Source organism: Streptomyces sp. NPDC046860 (assembly GCF_040645115.1).
GTDB lineage: Bacteria > Actinomycetota > Actinomycetes > Streptomycetales > Streptomycetaceae > Streptomyces.
In genome coordinates this window covers 19,308-45,346 of record NZ_JBEYXQ010000027.1, presented here as the reverse complement: position 1 = coordinate 45,346, position 26,039 = coordinate 19,308, and the positions used below count along the sequence as shown (strand labels likewise).

General features: G+C 69.7%; 21 protein-coding genes and 3 pseudogenes. 16 read left to right on the top strand and 8 right to left on the bottom strand.

The window, feature by feature from the left end:
- The 3 genes from kdpA to ABZ898_RS27655 are packed head-to-tail and all read left to right on the top strand — an operon-like array spanning position 1 to position 4,468.
- On the top strand, positions 1 to 1,662 hold the full coding sequence (kdpA, locus tag ABZ898_RS27665; RefSeq protein WP_361664474.1) for a potassium-transporting ATPase subunit KdpA: 1,662 nt from the start codon (positions 1 to 3) through the stop codon (positions 1,660 to 1,662).
- Positions 1,662 to 3,794, top strand: a complete 2,133-nt coding sequence (gene kdpB / locus ABZ898_RS27660) for a potassium-transporting ATPase subunit KdpB (protein WP_361664472.1) — start codon at positions 1,662 to 1,664, stop codon at positions 3,792 to 3,794. The genes kdpA and kdpB overlap by 1 nt, the downstream gene beginning before the upstream one ends.
- Positions 3,795 to 3,799: 5 nt before the next feature.
- A complete protein-coding gene (locus ABZ898_RS27655; protein WP_361664469.1) occupies positions 3,800 to 4,468 on the top strand; it encodes a potassium-transporting ATPase subunit C in 669 nt (222 codons plus the stop codon).
- Between the two features lie 157 nt (positions 4,469 to 4,625).
- Here the strand turns inward: ABZ898_RS27655 and ABZ898_RS27650 are convergent.
- From ABZ898_RS27650 to ABZ898_RS27635, 4 genes and pseudogenes are all read right to left on the bottom strand, one after another.
- Positions 4,626 to 5,330 (bottom strand): annotated as a pseudogene (locus ABZ898_RS27650) (APC family permease); the annotation flags it as partial.
- 109 nt (positions 5,331 to 5,439) lie between these two features.
- Positions 5,440 to 6,354 (bottom strand): SDR family NAD(P)-dependent oxidoreductase, encoded by a 915-nt coding sequence (locus ABZ898_RS27645; protein WP_361664466.1) that lies wholly within the window; start codon positions 6,352 to 6,354, stop codon positions 5,440 to 5,442.
- A 396-nt stretch (positions 6,355 to 6,750) separates the two neighbouring features.
- Positions 6,751 to 7,410, bottom strand: a complete 660-nt coding sequence (locus ABZ898_RS27640) for an MSMEG_1061 family FMN-dependent PPOX-type flavoprotein (protein ID WP_361664463.1) — start codon at positions 7,408 to 7,410, stop codon at positions 6,751 to 6,753.
- A 405-nt stretch (positions 7,411 to 7,815) separates the two neighbouring features.
- Positions 7,816 to 7,995: pseudogene (locus ABZ898_RS27635) on the bottom strand (transposase); the annotation flags it as partial.
- Between the two features lie 379 nt (positions 7,996 to 8,374).
- Between ABZ898_RS27635 and ABZ898_RS27630 the strand changes: the two are divergent.
- The 3 genes from ABZ898_RS27630 to ABZ898_RS27620 all read left to right on the top strand — a co-directional run bounded on the left by ABZ898_RS27630 (position 8,375) and on the right by ABZ898_RS27620 (position 9,831).
- Entirely contained in the window at positions 8,375 to 8,668 is a 294-nt protein-coding gene (locus tag ABZ898_RS27630; RefSeq protein ID WP_361664460.1) for a hypothetical protein, read from the top strand.
- Positions 8,669 to 8,890: 222 nt separating this feature from the next.
- Positions 8,891 to 9,385, top strand: coding sequence for a MarR family transcriptional regulator (locus tag ABZ898_RS27625; RefSeq protein WP_361664457.1), 495 nt, complete (start codon positions 8,891 to 8,893; stop codon positions 9,383 to 9,385).
- Positions 9,382 to 9,831 (top strand): MarR family transcriptional regulator, encoded by a 450-nt coding sequence (locus ABZ898_RS27620; protein ID WP_361664454.1) that lies wholly within the window; start codon positions 9,382 to 9,384, stop codon positions 9,829 to 9,831. The genes ABZ898_RS27625 and ABZ898_RS27620 overlap by 4 nt, the downstream gene beginning before the upstream one ends.
- Positions 9,832 to 10,113: 282 nt before the next feature.
- Here the strand turns inward: ABZ898_RS27620 and ABZ898_RS27615 are convergent, their stop codons facing one another.
- On the bottom strand, positions 10,114 to 10,497 hold the full coding sequence (locus ABZ898_RS27615; RefSeq protein WP_361664452.1) for a hypothetical protein: 384 nt from the start codon (positions 10,495 to 10,497) through the stop codon (positions 10,114 to 10,116).
- 652 nt (positions 10,498 to 11,149) lie between these two features.
- Here ABZ898_RS27615 and ABZ898_RS27610 point away from each other — a divergent pair.
- From ABZ898_RS27610 to ABZ898_RS27600, 3 genes and pseudogenes are all read left to right on the top strand, one after another.
- Positions 11,150 to 11,673 (top strand): annotated as a pseudogene (locus tag ABZ898_RS27610) (hypothetical protein).
- A complete protein-coding gene (locus ABZ898_RS27605; protein WP_361664449.1) occupies positions 11,670 to 12,182 on the top strand; it encodes a hypothetical protein in 513 nt (170 codons plus the stop codon). The pseudogene ABZ898_RS27610 and the gene ABZ898_RS27605 overlap by 4 nt, the downstream one beginning before the upstream one ends.
- A gap of 530 nt (positions 12,183 to 12,712) precedes the next feature.
- Positions 12,713 to 13,837 carry an NAD(P)/FAD-dependent oxidoreductase gene (locus tag ABZ898_RS27600; RefSeq protein WP_361664447.1) on the top strand — a complete coding sequence of 375 codons (1,125 nt, stop codon included), beginning with the start codon at positions 12,713 to 12,715 and terminating at the stop codon, positions 13,835 to 13,837.
- A gap of 96 nt (positions 13,838 to 13,933) precedes the next feature.
- Here ABZ898_RS27600 and ABZ898_RS27595 read toward each other — a convergent pair whose 3' ends face one another.
- The 3 genes from ABZ898_RS27595 to ABZ898_RS27585 all read right to left on the bottom strand — a co-directional run bounded on the left by ABZ898_RS27595 (position 13,934) and on the right by ABZ898_RS27585 (position 16,816).
- Positions 13,934 to 15,244 (bottom strand): MFS transporter, encoded by a 1,311-nt coding sequence (locus ABZ898_RS27595; protein ID WP_361664444.1) that lies wholly within the window; start codon positions 15,242 to 15,244, stop codon positions 13,934 to 13,936.
- Positions 15,245 to 15,309: 65 nt separating this feature from the next.
- Positions 15,310 to 15,792: a MarR family transcriptional regulator gene (locus ABZ898_RS27590; protein ID WP_361664441.1), complete on the bottom strand. Its 483-nt coding sequence runs from the start codon at positions 15,790 to 15,792 to the stop codon at positions 15,310 to 15,312.
- 82 nt (positions 15,793 to 15,874) lie between these two features.
- Positions 15,875 to 16,816 carry a LysR family transcriptional regulator gene (locus ABZ898_RS27585; RefSeq protein WP_361664439.1) on the bottom strand — a complete coding sequence of 314 codons (942 nt, stop codon included), beginning with the start codon at positions 16,814 to 16,816 and terminating at the stop codon, positions 15,875 to 15,877.
- Positions 16,817 to 16,966: 150 nt separating this feature from the next.
- Here ABZ898_RS27585 and ABZ898_RS27580 point away from each other — a divergent pair, with 150 nt between their 5' ends.
- The 7 genes from ABZ898_RS27580 (at position 16,967) to ABZ898_RS27550 (ending at position 25,969) form a co-directional block, all read left to right on the top strand.
- A complete protein-coding gene (locus tag ABZ898_RS27580; RefSeq protein ID WP_361664436.1) occupies positions 16,967 to 18,049 on the top strand; it encodes a tartrate dehydrogenase in 1,083 nt (360 codons plus the stop codon).
- Positions 18,050 to 18,071: 22 nt separating this feature from the next.
- A complete protein-coding gene (locus ABZ898_RS27575; protein WP_361664433.1) occupies positions 18,072 to 19,346 on the top strand; it encodes an MFS transporter in 1,275 nt (424 codons plus the stop codon).
- Positions 19,347 to 19,411: 65 nt separating this feature from the next.
- Positions 19,412 to 20,377, top strand: coding sequence for a phosphoglycerate dehydrogenase (locus tag ABZ898_RS27570; RefSeq protein ID WP_361664430.1), 966 nt, complete (start codon positions 19,412 to 19,414; stop codon positions 20,375 to 20,377).
- Positions 20,378 to 20,450: 73 nt separating this feature from the next.
- Entirely contained in the window at positions 20,451 to 21,836 is a 1,386-nt protein-coding gene (locus tag ABZ898_RS27565) for an acyclic terpene utilization AtuA family protein (protein WP_361664427.1), read from the top strand.
- On the top strand, positions 21,829 to 22,158 hold the full coding sequence (locus ABZ898_RS27560) for a DUF4387 domain-containing protein (RefSeq protein ID WP_361664424.1): 330 nt from the start codon (positions 21,829 to 21,831) through the stop codon (positions 22,156 to 22,158). Before ABZ898_RS27565 ends, ABZ898_RS27560 begins: the two co-directional genes overlap by 8 nt.
- Positions 22,159 to 22,477: 319 nt before the next feature.
- Positions 22,478 to 22,657: a hypothetical protein gene (locus tag ABZ898_RS27555; protein ID WP_361664421.1), complete on the top strand. Its 180-nt coding sequence runs from the start codon at positions 22,478 to 22,480 to the stop codon at positions 22,655 to 22,657.
- Between the two features lie 606 nt (positions 22,658 to 23,263).
- Positions 23,264 to 25,969 carry a fibronectin type III domain-containing protein gene (locus ABZ898_RS27550; protein ID WP_361664418.1) on the top strand — a complete coding sequence of 902 codons (2,706 nt, stop codon included), beginning with the start codon at positions 23,264 to 23,266 and terminating at the stop codon, positions 25,967 to 25,969.
- Positions 25,970 to 26,039 lie beyond the last annotated feature (70 nt).

Sequence of the window (26,039 nt, the reverse complement as noted above, 5' to 3'; positions counted from 1 at the left end):
ATGGGTCCCGTACTCGCCGGCGTCCTCCAACTGCTCGCCCTCATAGGGGCACTGGCGCTCGCCTACATTCCCCTCGGCAACTACATGGCCAGGGTCTACTCCTCCGACAGGCACTGGCGGCCGGAGAAGTGGATCTACAAGGCCATCGGCGCCAACCCCGACGCCGAGATGACCTGGCCCGCCTACCTGCGCGGCGTCCTCGCCTTCTCCGCGGTCAGCGTCCTCTTCCTCTACCTGCTGCAGCGGCTGCAGGGCATCCTGCCCGGCTCGCTCGGCTTCGACCCGGTCGGCCCGGCCCAGTCGTTCAACACGGCCGTCTCGTTCGTGACCAACACCAACTGGCAGTCGTACTACGGCGAACAGACCATGGGCCACGTCGTCCAGACGGCCGGTCTGGCCGTGCAGAACTTCGTGTCGGCCGCCGTGGGCATGGCCGTCGCGGTGGCCCTCGTGCGCGGCTTCGCCCGGTCCCGCTCCGGTGAGCTGGGCAACTTCTGGTCCGACCTGGTGCGCGGCACGCTGCGCATCCTGCTGCCGGGCGCGGCCATCGGCGCCATCGTCCTGGTGGCCTTCGGCGCGATCCAGAACTTCTCCGGCATCCACGAGGTCGGGCAGTTCATGGGCGGCACCCAGCAGTGGAACGGCGGCGCGGTCGCCTCCCAGGAGGCCATCAAGGAGCTGGGTACCAACGGCGGCGGCTACTTCAACGCCAACAGCGCCCACCCGTTCGAGAACCCGACCCCCTTCACCAACCTCTTCGAGATCTTCCTCATCCTCGTGATCCCGTTCTCCCTGACCCGCACCTTCGGCGTCATGGTCGGCTCGGTCAAGCAGGGCTACGCGATCCTGGCGACGACGGGAACCATCTGGCTCGCCTTCGTCGCCCTGATGATGTGGACGGAGTTCACCCACCACGGCCCGGCGCTGCAGGCCGCGGGCGGTGCGATGGAAGGCAAGGAGGTCCGCTTCGGCGTCGGCGGCTCATCGATCTTCGCGGTGTCCACGACACTGACGTCGACGGGTGCCGTGGACTCCTTCCACTCCTCCTTCACCGGGCTGGGCGGCGGGATCACGATGCTCGGCATGATGCTGGGTGAAATCGCGCCCGGCGGTACCGGTTCCGGGCTCTACGGCACGCTGATCATGGCGATCATCGCGGTGTTCATCGCCGGACTCATGGTCGGCCGTACTCCCGAGTACCTCGGCAAGAAGATCGGCGCCCGCGAGATGAAACTCGCCGCCGCCTACATCCTGATCACGCCGGCCCTGGTCCTCGTCTTCACCGCGGCCTCCCTGGCGCTGCCGACCCCGCCGGACTCCATGCTCAACTCCGGTGCGCACGGGTTCTCCGAGGTTCTCTACGCCTTCACCTCGGCCTCGAACAACAACGGCTCGGCCTTCGCCGGGCTGAACGCCAACACCGACTGGTTCAACACCATGACCGGGCTCGCCATGCTGCTCGGACGTTTCCTGCCCATGGTGTTCGTCCTCGCGCTGGCCGGCTCGCTCGCCGGCCAGAGCCCGGTGCCGGTCTCCGCGGGCACCCTGCGTACCGAGAAGCCGCTGTTCACCGGCCTGCTCGTGGGCGCGATCATGATCATCACCGGTCTGACCTACTTCCCGGCCCTGGCGCTGGGCCCGCTGGCCGAGGGGCTGGCGTGATGACCACCCGGATAGAGAAGCCAGAGGACTCGATGTCCACAGTCACCCCGACCCGGGCACCGCACAGCGACGTACCCTCCGGGCACAAGCCGGCCGAGGGACGCGTCGGCGCGGGCCTCTTCGACCCCAGGGCACTGCTGAAGTCGCTGCCGGACGCCGTCCGCAAACTCGACCCGCGAGTGATGGTCAAGTCACCCGTGATGTTCGTGGTGTGGATCGGCTCCGTGCTGACCACGGCGTTCTCCTTCACCGACCCCACCGACTGGTTCGGCTGGGCCATCAGCGCCTGGCTGTGGCTGACCGTCCTGTTCGCCAACCTCGCCGAGGCCGTCGCCGAGGGGCGGGGCAAGGCCCAGGCCGACACCCTGCGCAGGGCCAAGACCGACACGGTCGCCCGCCGGCTGAACGGCGCGGCCGAGGAGCGGGTCCCCGGTACCGAGCTGCGCGTCGGTGACCTCGTCGTCTGCGAGGCGGGGGAGGTGATCCCCGGCGACGGTGACGTGGTCGAGGGCGTCGCCTCCGTCGACGAATCGGCGATCACCGGCGAGTCCGCACCCGTCATCCGCGAGTCCGGCGGTGACCGCAGCGCCGTCACCGGCGGCACGAAGGTGCTCTCCGACCGGATCGTCATCAAGATCACCACGAAGCCCGGCGAGACCTTCATCGACCGGATGATCAGCCTGGTAGAGGGCGCGGCACGGCAGAAGACGCCCAACGAGATCGCGCTGAACATCCTGCTGGCCTCGCTGACGATCGTGTTCCTGCTGGCGTGCGCCACGCTTCCCCCGCTCGCGGACTACGCCGGCACCCGCCTCTCCATGATCGTTCTGATCGCCCTGCTGGTGTGCCTGATCCCGACCACGATCGGCGCCCTGCTCTCCGCCATCGGCATCGCCGGCATGGACCGCCTCGTCCAGCGCAACGTGCTGGCCATGTCGGGCCGGGCCGTCGAGGCGGCCGGTGACGTCTCCACGCTGCTGCTGGACAAGACCGGAACCATCACTCTGGGCAACCGGCAGGCAGCGGAGTTCGTCCCGGTGGCCGGCACCACCGAGGCGGAGGTCGCCGACGCCGCCCAGATGTCCTCGCTCGCCGACGAGACCCCCGAGGGCCGTTCCGTCGTGGTCCTCGCCAAGGAGAGGTACGGGCTGCGCGAACGCCGCCAGGGCGAGCTGACCGGCGCCGAGTGGATCGGGTTCACCGCCCAGACCCGCATGTCGGGTGTCGACTTCGACGGCAGGAAGGTGCGCAAGGGAGCGGCCGGGTCGGTCATCACGTGGGTGGAGGAGCGGGGCGGCACGGTCGCCGTCGACGCGGACGGAATCGCCAACGCCATCTCCGAGGCGGGCGGAACCCCGCTGCTCGTCGCCGTCGAGGACGCCCGCGGCGCCAGGGTCCTGGGTGTCATCCACCTGAAGGACGTCGTCAAGGACGGCATGCGGGAGCGGTTCGAGGAACTGCGGCGCATGGGCATCAAGACGGTCATGATCACCGGGGACAACCCGCTGACGGCCAAGGCCATCGCCGAGGAGGCGGGCGTCGACGACTTCCTCGCGGAGGCCACTCCCGAGGACAAGATGGCCCTCATCAAGCGGGAGCAGGCAGGCGGCAAGCTCGTCGCCATGACCGGCGACGGCACCAACGACGCCCCCGCACTCGCCCAGGCGGACGTCGGCGTGGCCATGAACACCGGCACGTCTGCCGCCAAGGAGGCCGGCAACATGGTCGACCTCGACTCGAACCCGACCAAGCTCATCGAGATCGTGGAGATCGGCAAGCAACTCCTCATCACCCGGGGCGCGCTGACCACGTTCTCCATCGCCAACGACGTGGCCAAGTACTTCGCGATCATCCCGGCGCTGTTCGCGGCGGTCTACCCGGGCCTGGACAAGCTGAACATCATGGGGCTGTCCTCACCGGACTCCGCGATCCTCTCGGCCGTGATCTTCAACGCGCTGGTCATCATCGCGCTGGTCCCGCTGTCCCTCAAGGGCGTCCGGTACCGGCCGATGAGTGCGGACCGGCTGCTGCGGCGCAACCTGACCGTCTACGGCCTCGGCGGCCTGGTCGCCCCGTTCATCGGCATCAAGCTCATCGACCTGCTCATCTCCCTCATCCCCGGAATCGGCTGATCACCATGAACAACTCCGTTGCGGGCACGGCCCGGCTGCTCGGGGCGGGACTGCGTGCCCTCCTGGTGCTGACCCTGGTGACCGGTGTCATCTACCCGCTGGTCGTCACCGGCGTCGCCCAGGCACTGTTCCACGACAAGGCGAACGGCTCCGAGATCAGGTCGGACGGCAAGGTCGTGGGCTCGTCCCTGATCGGGCAGTCCTACGCCCTCCCTCTGAAGAAAGGGCAGGAGACTCCCGAACCCGACCTGAAGTGGTTCCAGGGCCGGCCGTCCAACGGACTCGGCTCCAACAGCGTCAACACCCGGTACAAGCTGATCCTCTCCGGCGCGACCAACCTGTCCGCCGACAACAAGGACCTGGTCGAGCAGGTGAAGGACGCCAAAGCCGCAGTCGTCAAGGACAACTCCGTGCCAGGTCACACGGTGAACGCGTCCGAGGTGCCCCCGGACGCGGTGACGTCCTCCGGCTCCGGTCTCGACCCGGCCATCTCCCCGGCCTACGCGCAGCTCCAGGTCCACCGGGTCGCCGCGAGGAACGGCCTCCCGGTCGCCCGGGTCGAGAGGCTGGTCGCCGCACACACCGAGGGCCGCACGCTCGGATTCATGGGCGAGCCCCGCGTGAACGTCCTCGAACTCAACATCGCGCTCAAGGACATCGCTGCCGGGAAGTGACGGCCCTGCACGAGACAGGGGGAGGCGGCGCCCGGAGCAGCGCCCTGGGCGCCGCCTCTCGCCGCCATGAGAACGGGAGAGGCACACACCCATGACCAGGTGGGCCTGCCCGACGAGGTGTCGCTCGCGAACGCGTGAGGCCGGGCACCTCCAGCGCCGCGACGGCGACGGCAGCGTAGACGACCAGCGTGAGGCCCAGCGCGAACGGGATCGCCCGGGGGATGGTGCGCGCGGGGTCGCGGACCTCCTCGCCGAGGGTGGCGATGCGCGCGTAGCCGGCGAACGCGAAGAACAGCAGGCCGGCCGCTCGGAGCACCCCGCCGGCCGTGGCGTCCGAGCCGACGGCGAGACGGGCCGCATCCGCCTGGGCCGAGGTGAGGGAGGCGACCACCACGGCGACGAGCACCGCCAGGACCACGGCCACGATCGTACGGGTCAGCAGTACGGACTTCTGCACCCCGGCATAGTTCACCCCGGTCAGCGCCACCACCGCGGCCACCGCGACCGCAGGCGCCTGGCTGGGCCATACGTACGCCCCGACCGTGAGCGCCATCGCCGCGCAGGAGGCGGTCTTGCCGACGACGAAGGACCACCCGGCCAAGTAGCCCCAGAATGCGCCGAGTCGCTCGCGGCCGTAGACGTAGGTGCCGCCGGAGGCCGGGTAGCGGGCCGCGAGCCGGGCTGAGGAAGTGGCGTTGCAGAAGGCGACCACGGCAGCGACCGCCGGGCCGATCACCAGCCCGGACCCGGCGGCGTTCGCGGCCGGTGCCAGGGCGGCGAAGACCCCCGCGCCGATCATCGACCCCAGACCGATCACCACGGCATCGGACACCCCCAGCCGCCGCCGGAGTTCGTCCGGCACCCGGCGCCGGTCGTTGACTCGGACATGGCTTACTCCCTCGGCCGCTCAGCCGTACACCGACATCGGCAGACCATAGGGGAACGCAGAACTCCGAACAGCGTTGAACGCTTCAGATGGTGGCGGCAGGCGCGACGCCGGTCAGCTCCGTGCTCGCCTGCCACAGCCGACGTGCCGTTTCGGCGTCCTCCAGCTGGGCCCACAGCCGCTCGCGGTGCGGCCGCCCCCGCAGTCCGAAGAGGCGTGGGCCCCACAGCTCGCCGCCGGCGATCCGAGGGTCGAGCACCGCCCGGACCGCGGGCCGGGCACCCGCGTGCTTGCCCTGAAGAACCAGCCCGGCCGCCGCCCCGCGCAGCGCCGCCCCGGCCTCGCGTACATGGACCGGCGGCCGCGACGGGGTGAGCGAGTCCAGCGCACCGCCAGGATGGACCACCACGCTCGACACCGTGCAGTCCGCGGCCCGCAGCCGGCGGTCGAGTTCCAGGCCGAAGTACATCTGGGCCAGCTTCGACCGGCCGTAGGTGCGCTTGGCCCGATAGCCGGTCCGGGACTGCAGATCGTCCAGGTCGATCCGCTCGGACTTGGCTGCGAAGCTGCCGACGGTCACGACGCGGGCGCTCGGCGCGGCCTGAAGCAGCGGCAGCAGCCAGTGGGTGAGCGCGAAATGCCCGAGGTGGTTCGTGGCGAAGTGCAGCTCATGACCGTCCCGCGTCTCCCCGCGTTCCAGCCCCTCGACGAGGACGCCGGCGTTGTGGACCACCGCGTCCAGGCGCTCCACCTCCAGGGACTCCGCAGTTCCCCGCAGCGATCCGAGGTCGGTGAGATCCAGGCCCACCGAACGCACCCGCGCACCGGGCACCCGCGCGCGAATCGCCTCCATGGCGGCCTCGGCCCGCTGGGCGCTCCGGCAGCCCAGCACCACCGTGGCGCCGGTACCGGCCAGCTGCTCGGCGGTGAAATACCCGATACCCGTGTTGCCCCCGGTGACCAGATACACGCGGTCAGCGGCGGACGAGGTCTGAGACATGGCGGCAACTCCCCCTGAGGTACGACGGCGGCTCCCGGCGGAGCAACCCGGGACCACGCTGACAGTTGCCTCCGACATGTCACCGATAGCCCTCCGACAGGGGAGGGCCGATCGCGCCGTGAACCGCGCCCGCCCCACCGTGAGGGAGGACGTGGGGAAGCCGGCCACCGCTTCGGGGGCGGATTGCCGCACGCAAGATCCGGCTGGTCGTTGACAGGTTGCAACTCTCCGTGAGGGAATCACCCGTCTGTTCGGATCATGGCGGGAAGGCACCTGGTGCACTGGTACATCGCGACGCAACCAACAGAGAGATCAGGGCTGCCCCCGCGCTGATCTTGGGGCGCCCTGGTCGGAGGTCGGCGGGCTGGTGTGGTTCAGCGATCACCGGTCGGCCCGCTACTCGTACCGATACCTCAGGGAATCCGCCTCAGCCTGCTCGATGTCGGCGATCGTCAGCTCCGGCATCCGCAGCTGGGCCAGCGTCACCTCGGCCGAGCTCGGCTGGGCGTCCGCCGGCAGCCACTGCTCCGGCTTCCAGGCTCCGCTGCGCAGGAGCGACTTGGGGCAGTGCGGGTAGACCTCCTCGATACCCAGCACCAGCGCACTGGCCGGCGGTCTGCCCACGGCGGTCAGCTGCGAGAGCAGCTCCGGGCGGGTGGAGACGCAGGCCCGGCCGTTCACGCGGAGCGTCGTGGTGCGCCCCGGGATGACGAACAGCAGTCCGGCCCTACCCGTGGCGATGACGTTCTTCAGGGTGTCCAGCCGCTTGTTGCCAGTCGCGTCCGGTATTGCCACCGTCCGAGCGTCCAGGACGGCGACGAATCCGGCGGGGCCGCCACGCGGGGAAACGTCACAGTTGCCCTCGGCGTCCGCGCTGGCGACCAGGACCAGCGAAGAGCATCCAATCAACTGCCGCGTCTTGTCGGTGAGTTCCGTCATCTGCTTGCGTACGGCCGCGTCGCCGGGAAGTTCGTAAGCCTGGCGCAGCGCCTCCTGGTCGGACACGGCGTCGAGGCGGAGCGAGTCGAAGGCACTGCCGACAAGTGATCGTGTCATGCCCACGACTTTAATGGGTGTGCCTCTCACGATCTTCGGAGTGTTCGTCGTCGCGTCCGTGGTCCCCTTGCGTCGCACGGTTGCAGTGAGGGCGGGCGTCACGGACCTCGATCGCTCCGGCCCGCGACGTGTACTGGATTCAGCATCGCGGGCCGAACGCGGGTGGGGGCGCATTGGTGTTGGGTGGGCGAGGAGTCCACGCCGGTGACGTGTGCGCCGAGGCCAGCATGCGAGCGGCGTGCCGGCCGGGGCCGCTGCCGAGGTCGAGTACGCGGAGCCCGTTCACGTCACCGAAGACTTCGTGGTGTGGGGGACCGGTGTCGGGGATGTCCCAGGCCCGTCAGTCGACATTCCCCAGGTTCCGTCGCCGGACCATAGCCGGTGACGTTCATAGACCGTTGTTCACGGCCCGAACCGCTCCGGTAGGTCTCGCCACCGCACTGCGGTCCGTACCCGGTGCAGAATCCCGTCGATCACCGGTCGCTGGTCACGCCACCTGCCGCACCGACCGTTGCCCACCAACAGGAACGGCCGCAGCCGCTCCCACTCGGCATCTGACAGATCACCTCGCTCACGCCGCCCCATGCTGCGGCCAACGATGTGAAACCGGCGGGGTCGCATGACCGGCCGGACAGCTCTGAGTTCTTACCGACGGATGACGTACCAGAACGTGAGGGCCCACCGAGCGGCGTTCGGCCTAACCTGGCCTGGTCATCACCGATGGCCTGCCTGGCGTGCGGACATCCGCGCCGAGGGCAGCACCGCGGTCATAGGAAGCGGCTGCCGCGGAGCGGTGCCCTGATCAGGTTCAGGGCACCGCACGATCGCAACGCACTGGCTGGGGCGTTCCGAGGACCTGCCTCCCAAGTCGCCCTCCGCTGGGCCCGCTTGCCCATTCCGGCAGCCGTGGTCACCGCCTGTGCCGATACTCTCCGGATACAGCCCAGACGAATGGTGAGACTCAGTGATCCGAGACCTGTACAACGTCCGCGTACACCCCGAAGAAGGCGGACCCACGCCGCTCACGGAGGAGGAAGAGCAGCGCGCTCGGACGGTGTTGTTCAGCGATCTCGGCAACATCATCGCCGAGCGAGGCTGGGTCCGGTTTCCCGCCTACTCACCGGAGGAACGCCGCCGGCTGGTCGACGTCGCGCACCGTCTGAGTGCTCACTGGGGGCAGCAGGTGTTCATCGAGGCCGAAGATCAGTGCGCCATGAAGCTCTATCTCTCCGGCCACGGACCGCAGCTGCTGCCGTAAGCGGGAGTCGTGATCTTGAACGATCCCAGCCAGTCGACCATCGCTGTTGCGCCGTGAGCAGTTCTGCGACCCGCTGAGCCGCCTCGTCCGGTGGTAGCTCGGCTGGCCCAGGGAGTCGTTCGGCGCCGGGGGGGAAGCCCGCCGCGGCGCCGAGTCCATCGTGTCGTCACATCCGCCGGAAAATAGTAGCCATGTACATAGTAGCCATGTACTCTACTTGTCATGAGCAAGGACTCTCCGGACCCCACGCCCGGCTTCCTGGTATGGCGGCTCGCCAACAAGTGGCGCGTCGCGGTCGACCGCGCGGTGGCTCCGCTGGGTCTCACGCACGCGCAGTACGTATTGGTCGCGTCGCTGCACGGCATGCAGCGCGCCGGCGAGCGGCCCAGCCAGCGCCGGCTCGCCGACCACACCGGTCTGGAGGCGCTGTACGTCTCGAAGCTGGCGCGCGTCCTGGATTCGGCCGGTCTGATCGAGCGCACCCGCGATCCCCGTGACCCGCGCGCCGTACAACTCGCCCTCACCGAGCAAGGACAGGCCGTCACGCGGCAGGCCATCGCCGTGGTCCAGGGGCTGCTCCAGCAACTCCTGGAGCCGCTCGGAGGCCTCAACGACCCGCGGACGCGCGCGTTCACCGAGGAGCTGACGACCCTGCTCGACGTACCTCTCGCTCCATCCGTACCGAACGACCAGAGCACGCAGAGGAGAACATCATGACCACCACCGCCACCCCGCCGGTTGCCGATGCCCGCGCCCTCGCCCTGGCCCACTACGCCGCCCGCGGCGTCCTGGAGCACGTCCTGGCCCGGCACGGCGTCACGTTCCAGCAGCAGGTCGCCCTGCGCGCCGCCATCACCACCGAGACCCCGCAGACGTCGGACGACCTCATCACCCAGGTCCAGGCCTCCCTCAAGGCCGATCCGGACGACATTCGCGCCACCCTCGACGAACTGCTGGCCAAGCAGTTGCTCGTCGCGGACGGCGCGCACCTTCGCCCGACGGACGCGGGGCGTGAGCTGCTCGCCGCCACCGGCGCGGAGACCGCTCCCATCTCCGCCCGCATCTGGGGCGGGATACCCGCCGAGGACCTGACCGCCGCCGGCCGCGTCCTCGCCCTGGTCACCGAGCGCGCCAACGCGGAGCTCGCGGCGCTGACGTCCTGACCTCGCGACCGGTCCTGTAACACGCGGAGACCGTCGCGCAGACCGAGGGGGCGGTCGGGGGATCGAGCGCCCCGACGGCCGCCAGCTGGGCGTTCGGTGACCTCGCGGGTGCTCAGTAGGACTGGTGCAGGCGTCCAACCGGCATCGGGTGGCCCGGTCTGCGGGTCCGTCGATCCGATGCCTACGAGCCCGCGGCAGCCGACTCAACGCGCACTGTTCGATTTTTCGACCCCCTGATGAGCAGGGCCAACGCCGCCTGACCTGCCACGGCGGCGACAGCTGTCACCACCTGTGAAGGAAGCTCCGGACGTCGTCATAGCCGTCGGCGGCCCGACCGTCCACGTCCGACGGGTCGGCCTCGGCCCGCGCCGCCAGGGACCTCGCCAGCGCGAGGGCTTCATCGCTCAGGCGCCCGAAACGTCGAGCGGTGTGTCCCAGGCACAGCCCGGCCAGCCCAAGCAACGGACTGCCCGACACGGCCCGCCTCCCAACCTGCACGCACCAGTGCTCGACGAACTCCGCGTCGTCGTCGTTCAATGCGGTCCCGACCAGAACACCCGCCGCCTCACCCTCCGCCGAGCGGTCCCGCAGAGCCCGCTCCATCGTTTCGATCACCACCCCGTGAGGCAGCGCAGGGGGGTTCTCGAAGCTCAGATGAGAATGCACCCCGCGAGACTACGCGGATGGCGTCCAACAGCTATCTGTAGCTGCCCCGTTCGCCAGACGGCGCGAACGTGGCTATATGCGGTACTAGCTCACAAGGCATCCGCACACGTGGTTGGTGATGCCCGCTGCCGCCGCGTGGCGGTGAAACCGGCCGACGAAAGCGCCCGGAGGAGGATGATCGGCTCGTGCATATGCGACGAGAGGTCCGCTGGGTCCTGTGGGGTTTGTGGCTTGCCTGTCTGGGGTTCTCCATTTGGTTCTTCGTGGAAGTGATCAGAGTGTTCTTGCAGGCCGAATCATGGTGATTCCTGCGCGATCCCCGCGCGCCAGGGCTTTCCCCGGTACTCGGGTGCCGGTGGGGCGGCTGGCATGACTGGGCAGAGTCGTCCGTATGGGGATGTCGTGGGGTGGACTCTCGCTCGGATCGCTTCGCTCGGCGTAGGGCAGCTGGTTGGGGCAGAAGCCTGCCGCCGAGCCTGCAGTCAGCGGCCCATTCGGCGCTGGCAGTGCACCCCCCAAGCCATGGCGTCTGGGGCCGGACAGCCTGACTCTCAGGTGCGCAGGCGCGGCTGTGGTGAGGGGCAGCGGCAGCTTGCCCGGCCTGGTGGGTACTCTCGGCCCTTCACCGATCTTGATTGCAGGGGAGTCGGCTATGCGTACCGCTACCGTGACGGGCGAGGGAGATCAGATCCGCTGGGTCGAGCTGCCCGGCCGGGAGCCCTCCCGCGTCTATATCCACGGCCTGGGCGCGACGTCGCCCGCCTACTTCACCGAGGTCGCGGTCCACCCCTTGTTGGCCGGTCACCGTTCGCTGCTGGTCGACCTGCTCGGGCACGGCATCAGCGACCGGCCGACCGGCTTCGACTATGGTGGTCCACCATGCGCCTGGCCGGACTCGAAGCCCTCCACCGCAGTGGCTCCCACCTGGTCCGCGGGACGGTTCCCACCATGCGCGAGCTACTGTTGGAGCTGAAGATCCCCCGCGCCTACCTGCTGCCTGAGGCCGACGGTCCGCTCGCGGGCACCGACGCACTCGCCCAGGCCGGGGTGACCGTCGTCCCGGTTCCGGACTGTGGCCACAACATCATGCTGGACAACCCTGAAGCCTTCGCACAGGCCACCGCAGCGGCGCTCGCGGACCCGGCTCATCCGTCGGCCCTGGAGGAACTGGGATGACTGGAGAGGAATTCATCGCCCGCGCGATCGCGACCGGTTCGCTTTTCGGCTCCGGAGTCGGGAGCAGCCTCGAGGAACTCGATCACGTCATCCCGCTCTTGCATGTGGACGACATCACCGGCCGCCGCGATTCGAGGACGCTGCGAAGGGACTACGGCCTCTTCGAGGTGACGTGCTCCGACGCCCCGAACTGGAGATGCCAGGCGTTCTCGCTGGAAGTTCAACGGCTTTTGCACCTGCCGGAGTTGAGGAGCGAGGTCGCCGATCAGCTCGGCATCCGGTTCGAGCAGATCACGAGCTGGACGGATGTGCAGAGGGCGCATGAGCGGATTCCCGGGCGTGGCACGCTGGAAGCACTCGACGAGTCACCGGGATACCGACTCTTCCAGGAACGCCAAACCGGCGTGACCATCCACGTCGTGCACGACCCGAGTGCCGTGCGCGGGGACTTCCCGGGACACGGCGATGTGTGGAGCTTGCAGATCACTTCTCCGGCTTTCCTCCGATAGCTCAGGAAGACACAGGATGGCCCGCGGACATTCCTTCTCGGTGTGCCATCGCTGGCTTAGCTTGTTCTTCATCTTCTGCGGTCTTCCACCAGGTAGGACGGGCCCCCACGAAGCACGAAGGCATCAAGCCCTTCGATACGGTCGTCCGCTCGCCGCTCGCCGCTCGCCGCTCGCCTCCGCCCTGCGGACGGTTGCCCCCAGCCGATGCCACCACCCGCCGGAACAGCACCCACCCACAACTCATCCAGCACAAGGCGCTCGACAAGGCTGGTCGGACCGGTTGCCGAGGACGAACGTGGCCGGCGAGGTCCATCGCAGCGTGGACGACCCCAGGTCACCGAGAGGCGGATGCGCGTTATAGTCCCAGGGTCGCGAAAAACGATGCTCCGAGGGTCCACTCCTCGGACGTCGCGCACACATCGCTGCAGATGGTTCTGTTCGGTGAGCGTCTCCTTGCCGAGATCGGGCACCCCGTCCGCTTTCGGCGCTGATCATCGCCGGCGCGTGCCGGCGCAACAGAGGAGCGCAGCATGCAGCGGACCATCGCCATTGTCGGAGCGGGACTGGGCGGGCTGACGCTCGCCCGGGTGCTTCAGGCGCACGGCGTCGCCGCGACGGTCTACGAGGCTGAGGCGTCGGTGGCGAGCCGCACGCAAGGCGGCCTGCTCGACATCCACGAAGAGACAGGCCAGGTCGCGCTTCGCGCAGCCGGTCTCCACAGCAGGTTCCTCACTCTGGTTCGCCCGGGCGAGGACGCCAAACGTGTGGTCGACCGCCACGGCAGGATTCTGCTCGACATACCTGCGGACCCCCGTTCGGCGCGTCCCGAAGTGGACCGCGGCGAACTCAGGCGCCTGCTCGTCGACTCGCTGGCGCCCGGAACGATCAAGTGGGGGCACAAGCTCGCCTCGATCCGGCACCGTGCGGAGGGCGGCTACGACCTCACCTTCGCGGAAGGTTCCACCACGTGCGCCGACATCGTCATCGGCGCGGACGGTGCCTGGTCGACGGTACGTCCGCTGCTCACCCCGGCCAAGCCGCTGTACAGCGGGACCTGCTTCATCGACATCGCGCTCGCCGCAGGCGGCCAGGACCGTCAGGCGAGCGTGGCCGCGATCGGCAATGGCACGCTGATGGCGGTCGAGCCGGGCAGAGGCATCATCGCCCATCGCGACGCCGACGGGCACGTGCGCGGATACGTGGCGTTGAACAAGCCCGAGGAGTGGATGAGGTCGGTCGACTTCGGCGACGACCCGTCCACGGGTCTCCGGCAACTCGCCGATGAGTTCGATGACTGGTCGCCGCTGCTCACCACATTCGTGACACGGAGTCACGCGGAACCGCGGCTCCGACCCATCTATGTCCTTCCCACAGGGCTCACCTGGGACAGGGTGCCCGGTGTGACGCTGGTCGGCGACGCCGCGCATCTGATGTCGCCCTTCGCCGGAGAGGGAGCGAACCTCGCCATGTACGACGGCGCGGACCTGGCGAGCAAGCTGGTCGAGGAACGTGACATCGAGGTCGCGCTGACCGCTTACGAAGAGCGGCTGTTTCGGCGGAGTAGCGACGCCGCCGGCCGCTCGGCGCGGAATCTGGAGACATTCTTCGGCCGGGAAGCACCGCAGAGCGTAGTAGCTCTGTTCGAGCACGCCTGATGCTTCAGTCCGATTTCGTGGTCTCGCTGCGGGCTTGGGGTGGGGGACAGGGCGCGGCCATCGCGTGATCATCAGGGGTGGTGCGCCCATCACCTGTCACAGCTTCGGCAGCGAACGGTCTCCCACGCACACCAGTAGGAACACACCAGCCACGCCGAGCAGCGGCCAGGCCATCGTGTGCAGCCCGGCACTGGTGGCTCCGTCGTCGAAGGAGAGTGCACTGGCGGCGGAGGCGAGAAGCGCGCCCAGGTACATGAAGGTCCGTAGCAGCCCGGCGGACGCGCCGATGCGGGCGGGCTCGGCCTGTGCGTACAACGCCGTCTGGTTGGCCAGGCCGACGAGCCCCTGCGGCAGTCCGAGCAGCACGCCGACGGACACGAGCAGCCACAGGGGACTGTTGTCACGAAGCAGCAGGAGGGAACCGCAGCCCACGCACTGCGCGATGGCGCCGACGACGAGCTTGCCCCGCACCCGGCCGCTGCGCCCGGCCAACGCGGTGACGCCGATGGCCGTCACCGACATCGGCAGGACCAGCAGACCGGCCTGCGGCGCGCTCAGCCCCCGGCCGTCCTGGAACCACTGGCTCAATCCGTAGAGGTAGGAATACGACGCGGTGTAGGTCAGGAGTTGTCGGGCGTACGTGGCGAGCAGCGGCGTGTTGCCCCTGAGGACGCGCAGTTCGAGGAACGGCCCCTCAGTGAGGAGTTCCCGGCGGACGAACGCCGCGCCGATGACGAGGCCGAGCCCTGGCAAGTACCAGCGTGCGGCGGCTGGGTGCAACAGGATGAGCACGAACGCGGTCAGGGACGCGGCGAACAGCAGCATCCCCACCACGTCGGTCCTCGTCGTCCGCGTCGTCAACCCCGCCGACCGCACGGCCGGCGGCAGCCGCAGCGCGCCCAGCACGAGACAGGCCAGGGACAGGGGCACGTTGATCGCGAAGATCCAGTGCCAGCCGCCGGCACCGATCAGCAGTCCGCCCAGGGCGGGGCCGGCGACGGAGATCGTCTGGTTGCAGATCGAGAGCGTGGCCAGGATTGCGCTCGGGTTCTGCCTCCCGGTGCGGTCGGACTCGGAGCGCAGCAGCGACATCGACGCTGGATAGGCGGCCGAAGTGCCGAGACCGAGGAGTACGCGCGAGACGACCAGGACCCACAAGTGCGGTGCGAGGGCACCGAGAAGGCCGGCGAGCCCGACCAGGGCCGTGCCCGCGAGGTAGGGCCGGCGCGGCCCGAACGCGTCGACGAGCCTGCCGACGACCGGCTGGCCGACGGCGGTGGCCAGATAGAGCCCCGCGACGAGCCAGGCCGTCTGCGAGGGCGGGGCGTCGAAAGCCCGCCCGATGGGGATCAACGCGACCGCCAGCATGGAGGAGTTGATCGGGTTCAATACCGATCCGAGGATCATCGGCGCGAGCAGGCGCCGGTCGAAGCTCTCGGATTCGGCCCGAAGCCGGCGCCCGGATATTCGCTTCACATCTGGGCCACTTTGTCGAGCAGGGCCATCGCCGTGACGACGGCCCGCACCTCCTCCTCGCTCCCCAGTTCCTGAAGCGCGCGGGCAAGCCAGGCCTGACGGGCACGGCGGTCCCCTTGGCGCCGCGCATGCCCCTGCTCGGTGAGCGACACCAGCAGGCGGCGTCCGTCGTGGGGGTCCTGGCTGCGCGCCACGAGCCCGGCCCGCTCCAGCGCCATGACGGTCTTCGCCGTGGACTGCGGCCGTACGCCCTCGGCGGCGGCGAGATCGCTCGCGGAGGCGGGCCCGTGCTTTGCCAGGCGGCGCAGGAGCGAGGCCTGAGCGGGAGTGAGCTCCTCCGATTCGCCTCCTTCCGGGCCTGCGGTCCCACCGATGCCTTCGAGGGCCATGAGTCTGCGCCGCAGCCGGGCCTGCACCACCCACACGTCGCCGGCCGCCTGGATCGCCGTCTCGGTCAGGGACTCCTGATCTGCCGTCATGCCCCGCAGCATAGAACGACACCCCAGACTGCACACCCCAGACTGCACACTTCAGGCTGTCGAATTACCCGAGTACGGCCGCCTACCGCGCGCCGTCCAGCCGTTCCGGCAGCCGTTGGGCGAGGTGGTCGATGAGCGCGCTGATCCGGCGCGGGACGTGGCCGTCACTCTCCAGCAGGGCGTAGATGTCGGCCGCCGGCGTGGGCACGTGCGGCAGGACATGGACGAGTTCGCCACGGTCGAGATGAGGCTGGACATGCCATTGCGAACGCATGATCACGCCACGGCCTTCCAGGGCCCACGCGGTCACCACGTCGCCGTCGTTGCTGGACAGGCTGCCGTGGACCCGTACCTGCCGGGGGTTGTCCTCGTCCCCGAAGCGCCAGAGCGCGAAGTCGCTCTCCTTCTCCCGCAGCACGATGCAGTCGTGGTCCGCCAGGTCCTCGACACGGCCCAGGACACCGCGCCCGGCAAGGTAGGACGGTGACGCGCAGGGCACGCGCCGGTTCCGGGCGAGGCGCCGCATGCGCAACGTCGAGTCAGGTGGCGCGCCCACATGCACCGCCACGTCGAACTCGCGCCGCCGCAGCGGGAGGGCGGAGCTCTGCATACGCACGTGCAGACCGGGATGCGCGGCAGCGAACTCACCGAGGAGCGGGGCGATGTGCGCGCGGCCGAGCCCGAGCGTGGCCTCCACGACGACGGTGCCGCGCAGCTCGCCCGCCGTGCCGGCGATGGTCTCCTCGAGTTCCCGGATCTGTTCCACGATGGCCGCCACACGCGCGGCGTACAGCGCGCCCTCCGAGGTCAGCGTCAGCCGCCGGGCACCGCGCTGGACGAGCCGGACGTCGAGGCGGCGCTCCAGCGCGCTGAGGCGTCTGCTGACGACGGGCAGGGAGCAGCCGAGCTCCCGCGATGCGGCCGTCAGGGTCTCGCTCGATGCCACCACATGGAAGAAGTACAGGTCACCCTGCTGTGCGGAGGCGGCGAGCGGAAAGCGGGCGGAGCCGGGGAGGCTTTCCATGGACGAAAACCTACCTTGCCTGTCATGCCCTTGTAACGTCTCGCGGCGGTCGCCAAGGTGATGTCACGCCGCGCAGCAGAGCAGCCCCGTCGATCGGGGTGGGCCCCCGCGGGTCACGTACGTCGATCGTCCAGGCCGAGGAGTCAGCCCGTGCCGAAGAGCTACCGCATCGCAGTGATTCCGGGGGACGGGATCGGCCGGGAGGTGGTGCCTGAGGGCCTGCGGAGTCTGCGGGCCGCCGCCGCGTCCCACGGGTTCGCCCTCGACGTGACCGAGTTCGACTTCGCGAGTGCCGACTACTGGCTCGAACACGGCACGATGCTGCCCGAGGACTGGCGGGACGTGCTCAGCGGCTTCGACGCGATCTACTTCGGGGCGGTCGGATGGCCCGAGGTCGTTCCCGACCATGTGTCGCTGTGGGGCAGCCTGCTGCAGATACGACGGGGTTTCGACCAGTACATCAACCTGCGCCCGGTCCGGCTGCTGCGCGGGGTGCGCGGTCCGCTGCGCGACCACCAGCCCGGCGACATCGACTTCTTCGTCGTGCGGGAGAACACCGAGGGCGAGTACTCCAGCATCGGCGGCCGGATCTTCGAGGGCACCGACCGGGAGACGGTGCTGCAGGAGACCGTGATGACGAGGACCGGCGTCGACCGTGTGCTGCGCTACGCCTTCGAACTGGCCGCCACCCGCCCTGCCAAGCACCTGACCTGGGCGACGAAGAGCAACGGCATCTCGATCTCCATGCCGTACTGGGACGAACGAGCCGCCGAGATGGCGGCCCGCTACCCGCAGGTGCGCGCGGACAAGGACCACATCGACATCCTGACCGCCAAGTTCGTCCTCCAGCCCGACACGTACGACGTCGTGGTGGCCAGCAACCTCTTCGGCGACATCCTCTCCGACCTCGGGCCCGCCTGCACCGGCACGATCGGCATCGCCCCCAGCGCCAACATCAACCCCGACCGGACGTTCCCGAGCCTGTTCGAACCGGTCCACGGATCGGCCCCGGACATCGCCGGCCAGGGCATCGCGAACCCCGTCGGCCAGATCTGGAGCGGCGCCATGATGCTCACTCACCTCGGCGAACTCAAAGCGGCCGAACGCATGGTGAACGCGATCGAGGGCGTCCTGGACGAGCGGCCCGACGTCGTCACCCCCGACCTCGGCGGCACCGGCACCACGGCCGGACTGGGCAAGGCCGTCGCGGACCGCATCGCGGCCTCGGCATGACCTCGAGGAAGGACGGACCCGCATGACCACGACGCCGGCAGAGAAACGCTCAGGCACCCGACGCGTCACCTTTCTGGTCGCCCTCGCGGTCTTCGCACAGGAGTCGACCTGGAACTTCTACGAGTCGCAAGTCCCGCCACTACTGCGGGAACACCTCACCAGCGCGGCCGTGGTGGGCCTGCTGATGGGCATGGACAACCTCCTCGGCATCTTCATCCAGCCGTGGATCGGCGCCCGCTCCGACCGCACGAGAACCGCGTGGGGGCGTCGCATGCCCTACCTGGTCGTCGGCATGCCCATCGCCGCCGTGCTGTTCGTCCTCATCCCGCACGCCGCGGCCTCCCTGCCGCTCCTGATCGCCGTCATGTTCTCCTACGCCCTGGTGGCCAACACCTTCAAGCCGATCGCCGAGGCCCTCGTACCGGACTTCATCGCGCCCGAACGACGCAGCCGCGCCAACGCCGCCGTCAAGATCGCCTCCAGCATCACCACGATCGTCGCCGCGCTCATCAGCCTCCTGCTGGTCGACGACCATCCGAAGACCGCGTTCGCGATTCCCGCACTCATCATGCTGATCTCCATCGGCGTGCTCTCCCTCACCGTGAGGGACAGCCGCTCCTCCGCCTACCGGTCCCTGCCGGCGAAGAGCGAAGACCCCCGTACCACGGAACCCGCCGCGCCCCGGGTGCGTGACACCTTCGTCGACATCATCAAGGACCGCGACCGCAGTCGGCTCCTGCTCCTGGCCGCGATCTTCCTGTTCGGCAGCGCCTGGGCGTCATCCCGGTCACTGATCACGCCGTACGGCATGGAAGCCCTGACCATGTCACGCGGCGACGCCGGAAGCCTCACCCTGCCCAGCGGGATCGCGTTCATCCTCGCGGCCTACCCCGCGGCCATGTTCGCCGAGCGCTTCGGCCGACTGCGGGTGATGGCCACGGGCATGACCGCGTTCGCCGCGGCCATGATCCTGGGGACAGCCGTGCAGAATCCCGCCGGGACTCTCGTGGCCCTGTGCGTCGCCGCGGCCGGCGGGGCCTGCTTCCTCGTCAACGGTGTCGTCGTCCTGTGGAACCTCGCCCCCTCCGCCCAGGTCTTCGCGGCCTACGGCGGCCTGTACACCGTCGCCTGGACCGGAGGCGGCTTTCTCGGCCCCGCGCTGGTGGGCGCGATGGTGGACGTCACCGGCTGGCCGCTGATGCTCGTCGACATCGCCGTGGTCGCCACTCTGTCGATCATCGTCGTCACCAGGATCAGCAGGCTGCGACGGCGCGCCGGCCTGGTGCTCACGCGCTAACCGGCCCTGTCGTCCCGCCGTGGCCATACGTCCAGCGACCGGCACAGCCTGAAGACGAGGAACACGTGTCCCACATCCTGATCACCACCGACTACCTGCGGCCCGGTGACGAGAGCGACCAGTACCTCCGCGGCCACGGCCACACGACCGTCCACGAGCCGATGACCGGCCGCCGCGACCCCGAGTCCCTCGTGGCCGCCCTCGCCGGGACCGACGCGGCCCTGGTCGCCAACGAGCCCCTGACCGCCGAGGTCCTGTCCCGCGCACCCCGACTGCGCGCCCTGGTGCGCACCGGCGTCGGCTACGACTCCATCGACATCGCCGCCGCGGGCAAGCTCGGCATCACGGTCAGCAACCTGCCGGGCGTGAACGCCAACGCCGTGGCCGAGTACACCCTCGGTCTGCTCCTCGCCGCGGCCCGACATCTCGTGCACAGCGCGACGGGGGTCAGGGCCGGCTCCTGGCCGAGGGAGGACGGTCATGAGCTGCGCGGCTCCACGCTCGGGCTGATCGGGTACGGGGCGGCGGCGCGGGCCGTCGTCCCGCTGGCCCGGGCGTTCGGCATGAACGTGCTCTGCACGACCAACGTGCCCGAGACCGAACGCACCGACCCGGCCGTGCGTTTCGTCGAGCTCTCCGAACTCCTCGCCACCGCCGACTACGTGTCGGTCCACACCGCACTCACGGACCGCACCCGCGGCCTGCTGGACGCATCGGCGTTCGCACGAATGAAGACGACGGCGATCCTGATCAACACCGCGCGGGGCGCGATCGTCGACGAGCCCGCCCTCGCCGACGCGGTCCGTACGGGAGGGATCGCGGGCGCCGCCCTCGACGTGGTGCACGAAGAGCCGCTTCCCGCCGACAGCCCCCTGCGCGACGTGGACGGGATCGTCGTCCACTCCCACCTCGCGGGACAGACCGCCGAAGCCCGCCGGGCTTCCGGCATCAAAGGCGCGGAAGAGGTGGTCGCCGCGCTCGACGGCCGACCCCGCTTCGCGGTCAACACCCTCTTCCTGCAAAGCCGCTGACCGGCTGCCACCGCCGGCCGCCACCGACAAGACAAGACCACCACAAGACCGACGACAAGAAGGAGACAGAACGATGGGCGACGAACCGGCCGGCTCCGTGCGGGTCCTGACACCGGCGGGCATGCTCGGCGCCGGCTTCCCTGACATCACGATCGAACGCGGTCTGGAACTGGGCGCCGACGTCATCTCCGTGGACGGCGGCAGCACCGACTCCGGCCCCTACTACCTGGGTTCCTCGCAGCCCAAGACCACCCGCGCGGCAGTCGCCCGCGACCTGCGCGTACTGCTCAAAGCCGCAGCCCGCGTGGACATCCCGCTGATCGTGGGCTCGTGCGGCACCAGCGGCACCGACGACGGCGTGGACTGGGTCGCGGGCATCGTCGACGACATCCAGGCCGAGGAGGGCCTGGACCTGCCGGTCGCACGCATCTACAGCGAGCAGGACGCCGGCCGCCTCAAGGAGCGGCTCGCCGCCGGCCACATCCGACCGCTGCCCCCGCTGGGGGAGCTGCGGCCCGAGACGCTCGACGACTGCACGCACATCGTCGGCATGATGGGACACGAGCCGATCGTCGCCGCCCTGGAGGCCGGCGCCCAGGTCGTGCTCGCGGGCCGCGCCACCGACACGGCCGTCGCAGCCGCCTACCCCCTCATGAAGGGCATGCCGGCCGGCCCGACCTGGCACGCCGCCAAGATCGTCGAGTGCGGCGGGCAGTGCACCAGCAACCCCCGCGAGGGCGGGGTGCTCGCCACCATCGACGCCACCGGGTTCGTCATCGAACCGCTCCACCCGGACGTCTCCTGCACGCCGATCTCGGTCGCCGCGCACATGCTCTACGAGACCGTGAACCCGTTCCGGATGCGCGAGCCCGACGGCACCATCGACGTCAGCGACGCCACCTACACCGCCCTGGACGACCGCAGGGTACGCGTGGAGGGCTCCCTGTTCCACGTCGCCGAGCAGCACACCGTCAAGCTCGAAGGCGCCCGCGTCACGGGCTACGAGACGATGTCCTTCAGCGCCATCCGCGACCCGCACATCCTCGCCAGGATCGAGGACTGGGCCGACCTGCTGCACGAGATCCTCACCCAGCGCGTCGAGCAGACCCTCGGCCTCGGCGCCGACAAGTACGCCTTCGACGTGCGCCTCTACGGCCACAACGCCGTACTCGGCAAGAACGATCCCGCCCGGACACCCCCGCGCGAGGTCGGCGTCATGCTCCTCGTCAGCGCACCGGACCAGGCCACCGCCACCGCCGTGGCGAAGATCGCCAACCCGCTGATGCTGCACCTGCCGACCCGCGACATGAACTACCTGCCGAGCCTCGCCTTCGCCACCTCGCCCGCCGAGACCGAGCGCGGAGCGGCCTACGAGTTCGTGCTCCACCACACCGTGGACAGCATCACCCCCACCGACATGTTCCGCATCGAGGCCCAGGAGCCCGCCCACCATGGCTGAGACCGACACCGTCACCCTGGCCGACCTGTCGCACGAGGTCCGCTCCAAGAACGCCGGACCCTTCTGGGTCACCATCGAACTCTTCCTGCGCGACGAGGACGCCTACCGCATCGCCGCCGACGAGACGTTCCTGGACGAGCACACCGTCGCCCGCCTCTACGGAGTGCTCCCGGACGACATCCAGATCTTCCGCGTCCCCTCGCTGAACGTCGTCAAGATCTCCTTCCCGCGCCCCGTCACCCAGGCGTCCCTGCGCGACCGCGACGTCCACTCCGGCCAGCAACACGTGCCGCTGGCCACGCTGCCCGTGCCCTCCGTCTGATCCCACCAGCCCCCACCACGAAGGGAAGCGGTGCCATGCCGACAGCGCCCAGCCAGCCGGTGCGCCGGCCCCGGCGCACACGACGACGCCGCCTGGCGGTGCCGGCCGCCGTGTCGGCGGCTGTCCTCGCGGGCACCTTCGGCGGGGCGAAGGGCGCACGGGCCGACCCCTCGCAGCCGTCGGCGGCGCCCTGCCCCGCCGGCCTGGTTGCCAAGGCCGCCTGCTATTCCGGCCGGGACACCAACGGCGCCTACTACACGATGGCCGTCCCCACGCGGTGGAACGGCGCCCTCGTCGTACACGCGCACGGCGGCCAAACATGCAGTACGCCACGTTCCTGTTCCAGAACATCGTGTTCAAGCGCCTGGACGGGCGCAACCCGTTCAACAACCGGGCCGTCCTGTACGACGGTTCGCACGACGACAAGGCGCTCAACGCGGGTGTCGCCCGCTTCACGGCGGACCCCACAGCCCGGGTGACGAAGAGGCCCCGGAGGTAGCAGCTGTCTTCCATCCAGAACGTCGGGTGGAACAGGCACGCCCGGACACAGGCCCACCGCCCCCGCGATCGCCCACTCCTGCATCACATTCGACGCCACGTACGGCACCGGCTGCCACTACGACCCCGAATACCGGCCGACGTCCTTCGCCACCGTAGCCCGTCCGCGTCCCGGTGACTTCCGCTGGCCAGCCATGTCCCCTGCACAAGAACGGACTTGGGGCCGGATCGACGGAATCGGCATCGCCCCCTGACCGTCCACGAACCGCCGGCTGAGCAGCCCCACCGATGAGTTCGTGCTTTCTTCACGTGACAGCGTTCCGGCGCGCGGCCCGAGGAGCGATGATGATCACGACGTCGGCCGGTGCGTTCTCCGTACTGCGGCGCGGAGCGGGTGCGTGCGGAGAGCGGCGGCCACGAAGGGGCCCTGGGGAGGCTCGGTCGAGTGCGGAGCGCGTGCCCGTGGCGCGCTCCCGCCGTGCGTTTGCCCCGGCGGCGCCACCTCTTGACGATCCGGAAGGAAACACGGTTCCCCATGCGTGCGTTACACAGATCAGCGAGACCACGGCGCAGGGTCGGCCCGCGCCGAACTCTCGCCGGTCACCTGGTGATATTCCTGCTCACCCTGGCCATGGTGGTGACCGGTTCCGCGCTCAGCGCGGGCCCCGTGTCGGCGGCCGAGGCGGGAGAAGCGGACTCCGGCGCGGCGTGCGCGGCGCACGCCACCTCGTTCGAGGCCACGGCCGACGCCCCGGCCATGAGCATCCGCATGGGCTGCGCCGGAGACGCGGGTGCACTGCGCACGCTCGCCCACAGCGACGGCGACCTCGTCGTCGCGTTCGACTACAACGTGCCCGAGCGCCGCGACGAGATCCGCGCCCTGGCCCAGGACGCGGTCGCGGCCGTCCAGGCCGACCAGGACTCCGGGCACACCCTCGCCCAGGCGCTCTACGACCACGCGCGGGACAACGCGGTGGGGCTCTACCCGGCGACGGACGCCGGTGACTACGACGGCCGGATCACGGCCACGGGCGACAGCATCGTTCTCGTCCTGCCGACGGCAGAGGTCGGAGCGAGCGCCACGTGGTGGCAGAAGTTCATCGCGAACGGGGTCGGCTGGGCCGTGAGCCTCGGGGCGAGCGCCATCTGCCTCGCCCTGATGGCTCCAGGAGCCCCGCTCGCCGCCCCCGTCTGCGCGGGCGTGGGAGGCGCGACCGGCGGGTTCGTCACCGAGGCGATGAACGCGGCCTTCGACAACGTGTCCTTCGGGGACACGGACACCTTGGCCGCCCTGCTCGGCGCGGCCTTCTGGGGCGCGGTGTCGGGTGCCGCCTCGGGCTACCTGGTCAAGTGGGCGGGCGACTCCGCCGGGGTCTTCGTCACCAGGCTCCAGCTCAGCCTGCGCGCCTTCGCCGCCAAGATCGGCAACCTCGGCAACCCCTTGACGTACATCAGCGACCGCCTGAACGAGATGGTGCCGGCCCTGCTGCGCCGCCTGAACGACCTCCAGCACGGCATCGGAGGAAACGGCGCACCCCTGCGGGTCATGGTCGTCGGCGACTCCATGACACAGGGATACGAGGGCGACTGGACCTGGCGCTACCGCCTCTGGAAGTGGTTCCACGACCAGCACATCGCCGTCGACTTCGTCGGACCGTACAAGGGCACAAAGGCGCAGGCCCAGCCGCAGCCCCCGGCGCGGCCCGCTCTGCAGGGCGAGACCCCCGGTGCCTCGCTGGACGCCCCGGACACCTCCGGCGGCTACGCGGCAGGCGTCGACCCCGCCTTCGACAGCGACCACTTCGGGGTCTGGGGCCGTCAGGCGATGCAGGACAAGAAGCTGATCCGGGGGATGGTGGCGCAGTACAACCCGGACCTCATCCTCGTCGGCCTCGGCTTCAACGACATGGGCTGGTTCGTGAGCGGCCCGCAGGGGACGCTCGACAGCATGAAGACCTTCGTGGACGAGGCGCGGGCCGCCCGTCCCGACGTCAAGTTCGCCGTCGCCGACGTCCCCCAGCGCACGTACATCGGCGGCCGGGACGACCTTCCCCTCAGCACCACCGACTACGACCTGATGCTGCGCCAGGCACTCCCGCAGTGGAGCACCCCCGTCTCACCGGTCGAGCTCGTCGACTGGTCGGGCAACTACAGCTGCGCCCGCAACGCCTGCCCCGCCGGCTACGACGGGCTGCACCCCAACGCGCTCGGCGAGTTCCAGATCGCGCACGCCTTCGAGACCACCCTCCACGACCGGTACGGCATCGGCCAGACCGTGCCCAACGTCCCCCGCACGGCCCCGGACCGACCCGTGGGCATCGCGGCGAACGTCCAGGCCGCCCCCAGCGACCTGGGCGTCACGGTCACCTGGAACCGGGTGTACGGCGCGCGCGGCTACACGGTCCGCTCCCGCATGGTGGGCGCCACCGCCTGGACCGAGACACCGGTCCAGGCGAACCGCTACGACACGACGGGGACCCAGGACGGCTGGGAATGGGAGTACTCCGTCCGCGTCGACGACGCGGACGACGGCATCTCCGCATGGTCCCCGATCGTCCGGGCCACCGCACACCCCCACACCGAGGCGGCACCCACGCACATCCTCACCAACCCGACCACGGACGGCGTGGACCTCTCCTGGGAGCCCGCCACGGGACCGTACAGCGACAGCGTGGAACGCTACGAGATCATCACCTGGGACAAGGACACCCCGGGCGCCTTCCTGCAGAGCACGGCCACGCGCGGCACCTCGGCACACATCGACGGCCTGACCCCGAACCATCACTACCTGATCGCCATGGTCACCTGGAACGCGGTGGGCGGCGGTATACCCAACGGCGCCCGCCCCGTCACCATCGGCGCCCGCACCCCACCGGTCCCGACGGACCTGCGCATCAAGTCCCTGGACGCCACGACGGTGCAGCTCGACTGGAGCGGTTCCCCGCAGGCCGCCGGATACCGCGTCTGGTACCGCAACCGCACGACGAACGGCCCCTGGCAGTCCGACGAGACCATCTCCGACACCCCCCAGCGCGGCATCGCCTTCCTCTTCCCCGGCAACTGGAACTTCGAGTTCGCGGTAACAGCAGTCAACGGCCAGACGGAATCGGCGCGATCCGGCACGGCCTCCATCCCCGCACCACCGAGCACCGGCACCGGCGGAACGGGCGCCTCCGGCACGGGCTCGAACAACGCCTCCCGTAAGGCGGTCCGCGCGGGCGGCGGTACGGACCCGGACCTCGCCCCGCTCCTCCTGGGCAAGGCCCCGACCGCCACCGCCGATTCGGTACCCACCGCACACCCTCACCCGTAGTTCCTCGCCGCCCTTGCGTGCCCGGCTCGTCGCCGGGGCACGCAAGGGCACTCAACGGGAACGCGTCCGC

Excerpts from the sequence above, each read along its gene's own strand:
- kdpA (WP_361664474.1), top strand. The coding sequence starts at position 1 with ATGGGTCCCGTACTCGCCGGCGTCCTCCAACTGCTCGCCCTCATAGGG.
- kdpB (WP_361664472.1), top strand. The coding sequence starts at position 1,662 with ATGACCACCCGGATAGAGAAGCCAGAGGACTCGATGTCCACAGTCACC.
- ABZ898_RS27655 (WP_361664469.1), top strand. The coding sequence starts at position 3,800 with ATGAACAACTCCGTTGCGGGCACGGCCCGGCTGCTCGGGGCGGGACTG.
- ABZ898_RS27645 (WP_361664466.1), bottom strand. The coding sequence starts at position 6,354 with ATGTCTCAGACCTCGTCCGCCGCTGACCGCGTGTATCTGGTCACCGGG.
- ABZ898_RS27640 (WP_361664463.1), bottom strand. The coding sequence starts at position 7,410 with ATGACACGATCACTTGTCGGCAGTGCCTTCGACTCGCTCCGCCTCGAC.
- ABZ898_RS27625 (WP_361664457.1), top strand. The coding sequence starts at position 8,891 with ATGAGCAAGGACTCTCCGGACCCCACGCCCGGCTTCCTGGTATGGCGG.
- ABZ898_RS27620 (WP_361664454.1), top strand. The coding sequence starts at position 9,382 with ATGACCACCACCGCCACCCCGCCGGTTGCCGATGCCCGCGCCCTCGCC.
- ABZ898_RS27605 (WP_361664449.1), top strand. The coding sequence starts at position 11,670 with ATGACTGGAGAGGAATTCATCGCCCGCGCGATCGCGACCGGTTCGCTT.
- ABZ898_RS27600 (WP_361664447.1), top strand. The coding sequence starts at position 12,713 with ATGCAGCGGACCATCGCCATTGTCGGAGCGGGACTGGGCGGGCTGACG.
- ABZ898_RS27595 (WP_361664444.1), bottom strand. The coding sequence starts at position 15,244 with ATGATCCTCGGATCGGTATTGAACCCGATCAACTCCTCCATGCTGGCG.
- ABZ898_RS27590 (WP_361664441.1), bottom strand. The coding sequence starts at position 15,792 with ATGACGGCAGATCAGGAGTCCCTGACCGAGACGGCGATCCAGGCGGCC.
- ABZ898_RS27585 (WP_361664439.1), bottom strand. The coding sequence starts at position 16,816 with ATGGAAAGCCTCCCCGGCTCCGCCCGCTTTCCGCTCGCCGCCTCCGCA.
- ABZ898_RS27575 (WP_361664433.1), top strand. The coding sequence starts at position 18,072 with ATGACCACGACGCCGGCAGAGAAACGCTCAGGCACCCGACGCGTCACC.
- ABZ898_RS27565 (WP_361664427.1), top strand. The coding sequence starts at position 20,451 with ATGGGCGACGAACCGGCCGGCTCCGTGCGGGTCCTGACACCGGCGGGC.
- ABZ898_RS27560 (WP_361664424.1), top strand. The coding sequence starts at position 21,829 with ATGGCTGAGACCGACACCGTCACCCTGGCCGACCTGTCGCACGAGGTC.
- ABZ898_RS27555 (WP_361664421.1), top strand. The coding sequence starts at position 22,478 with ATGCAGTACGCCACGTTCCTGTTCCAGAACATCGTGTTCAAGCGCCTG.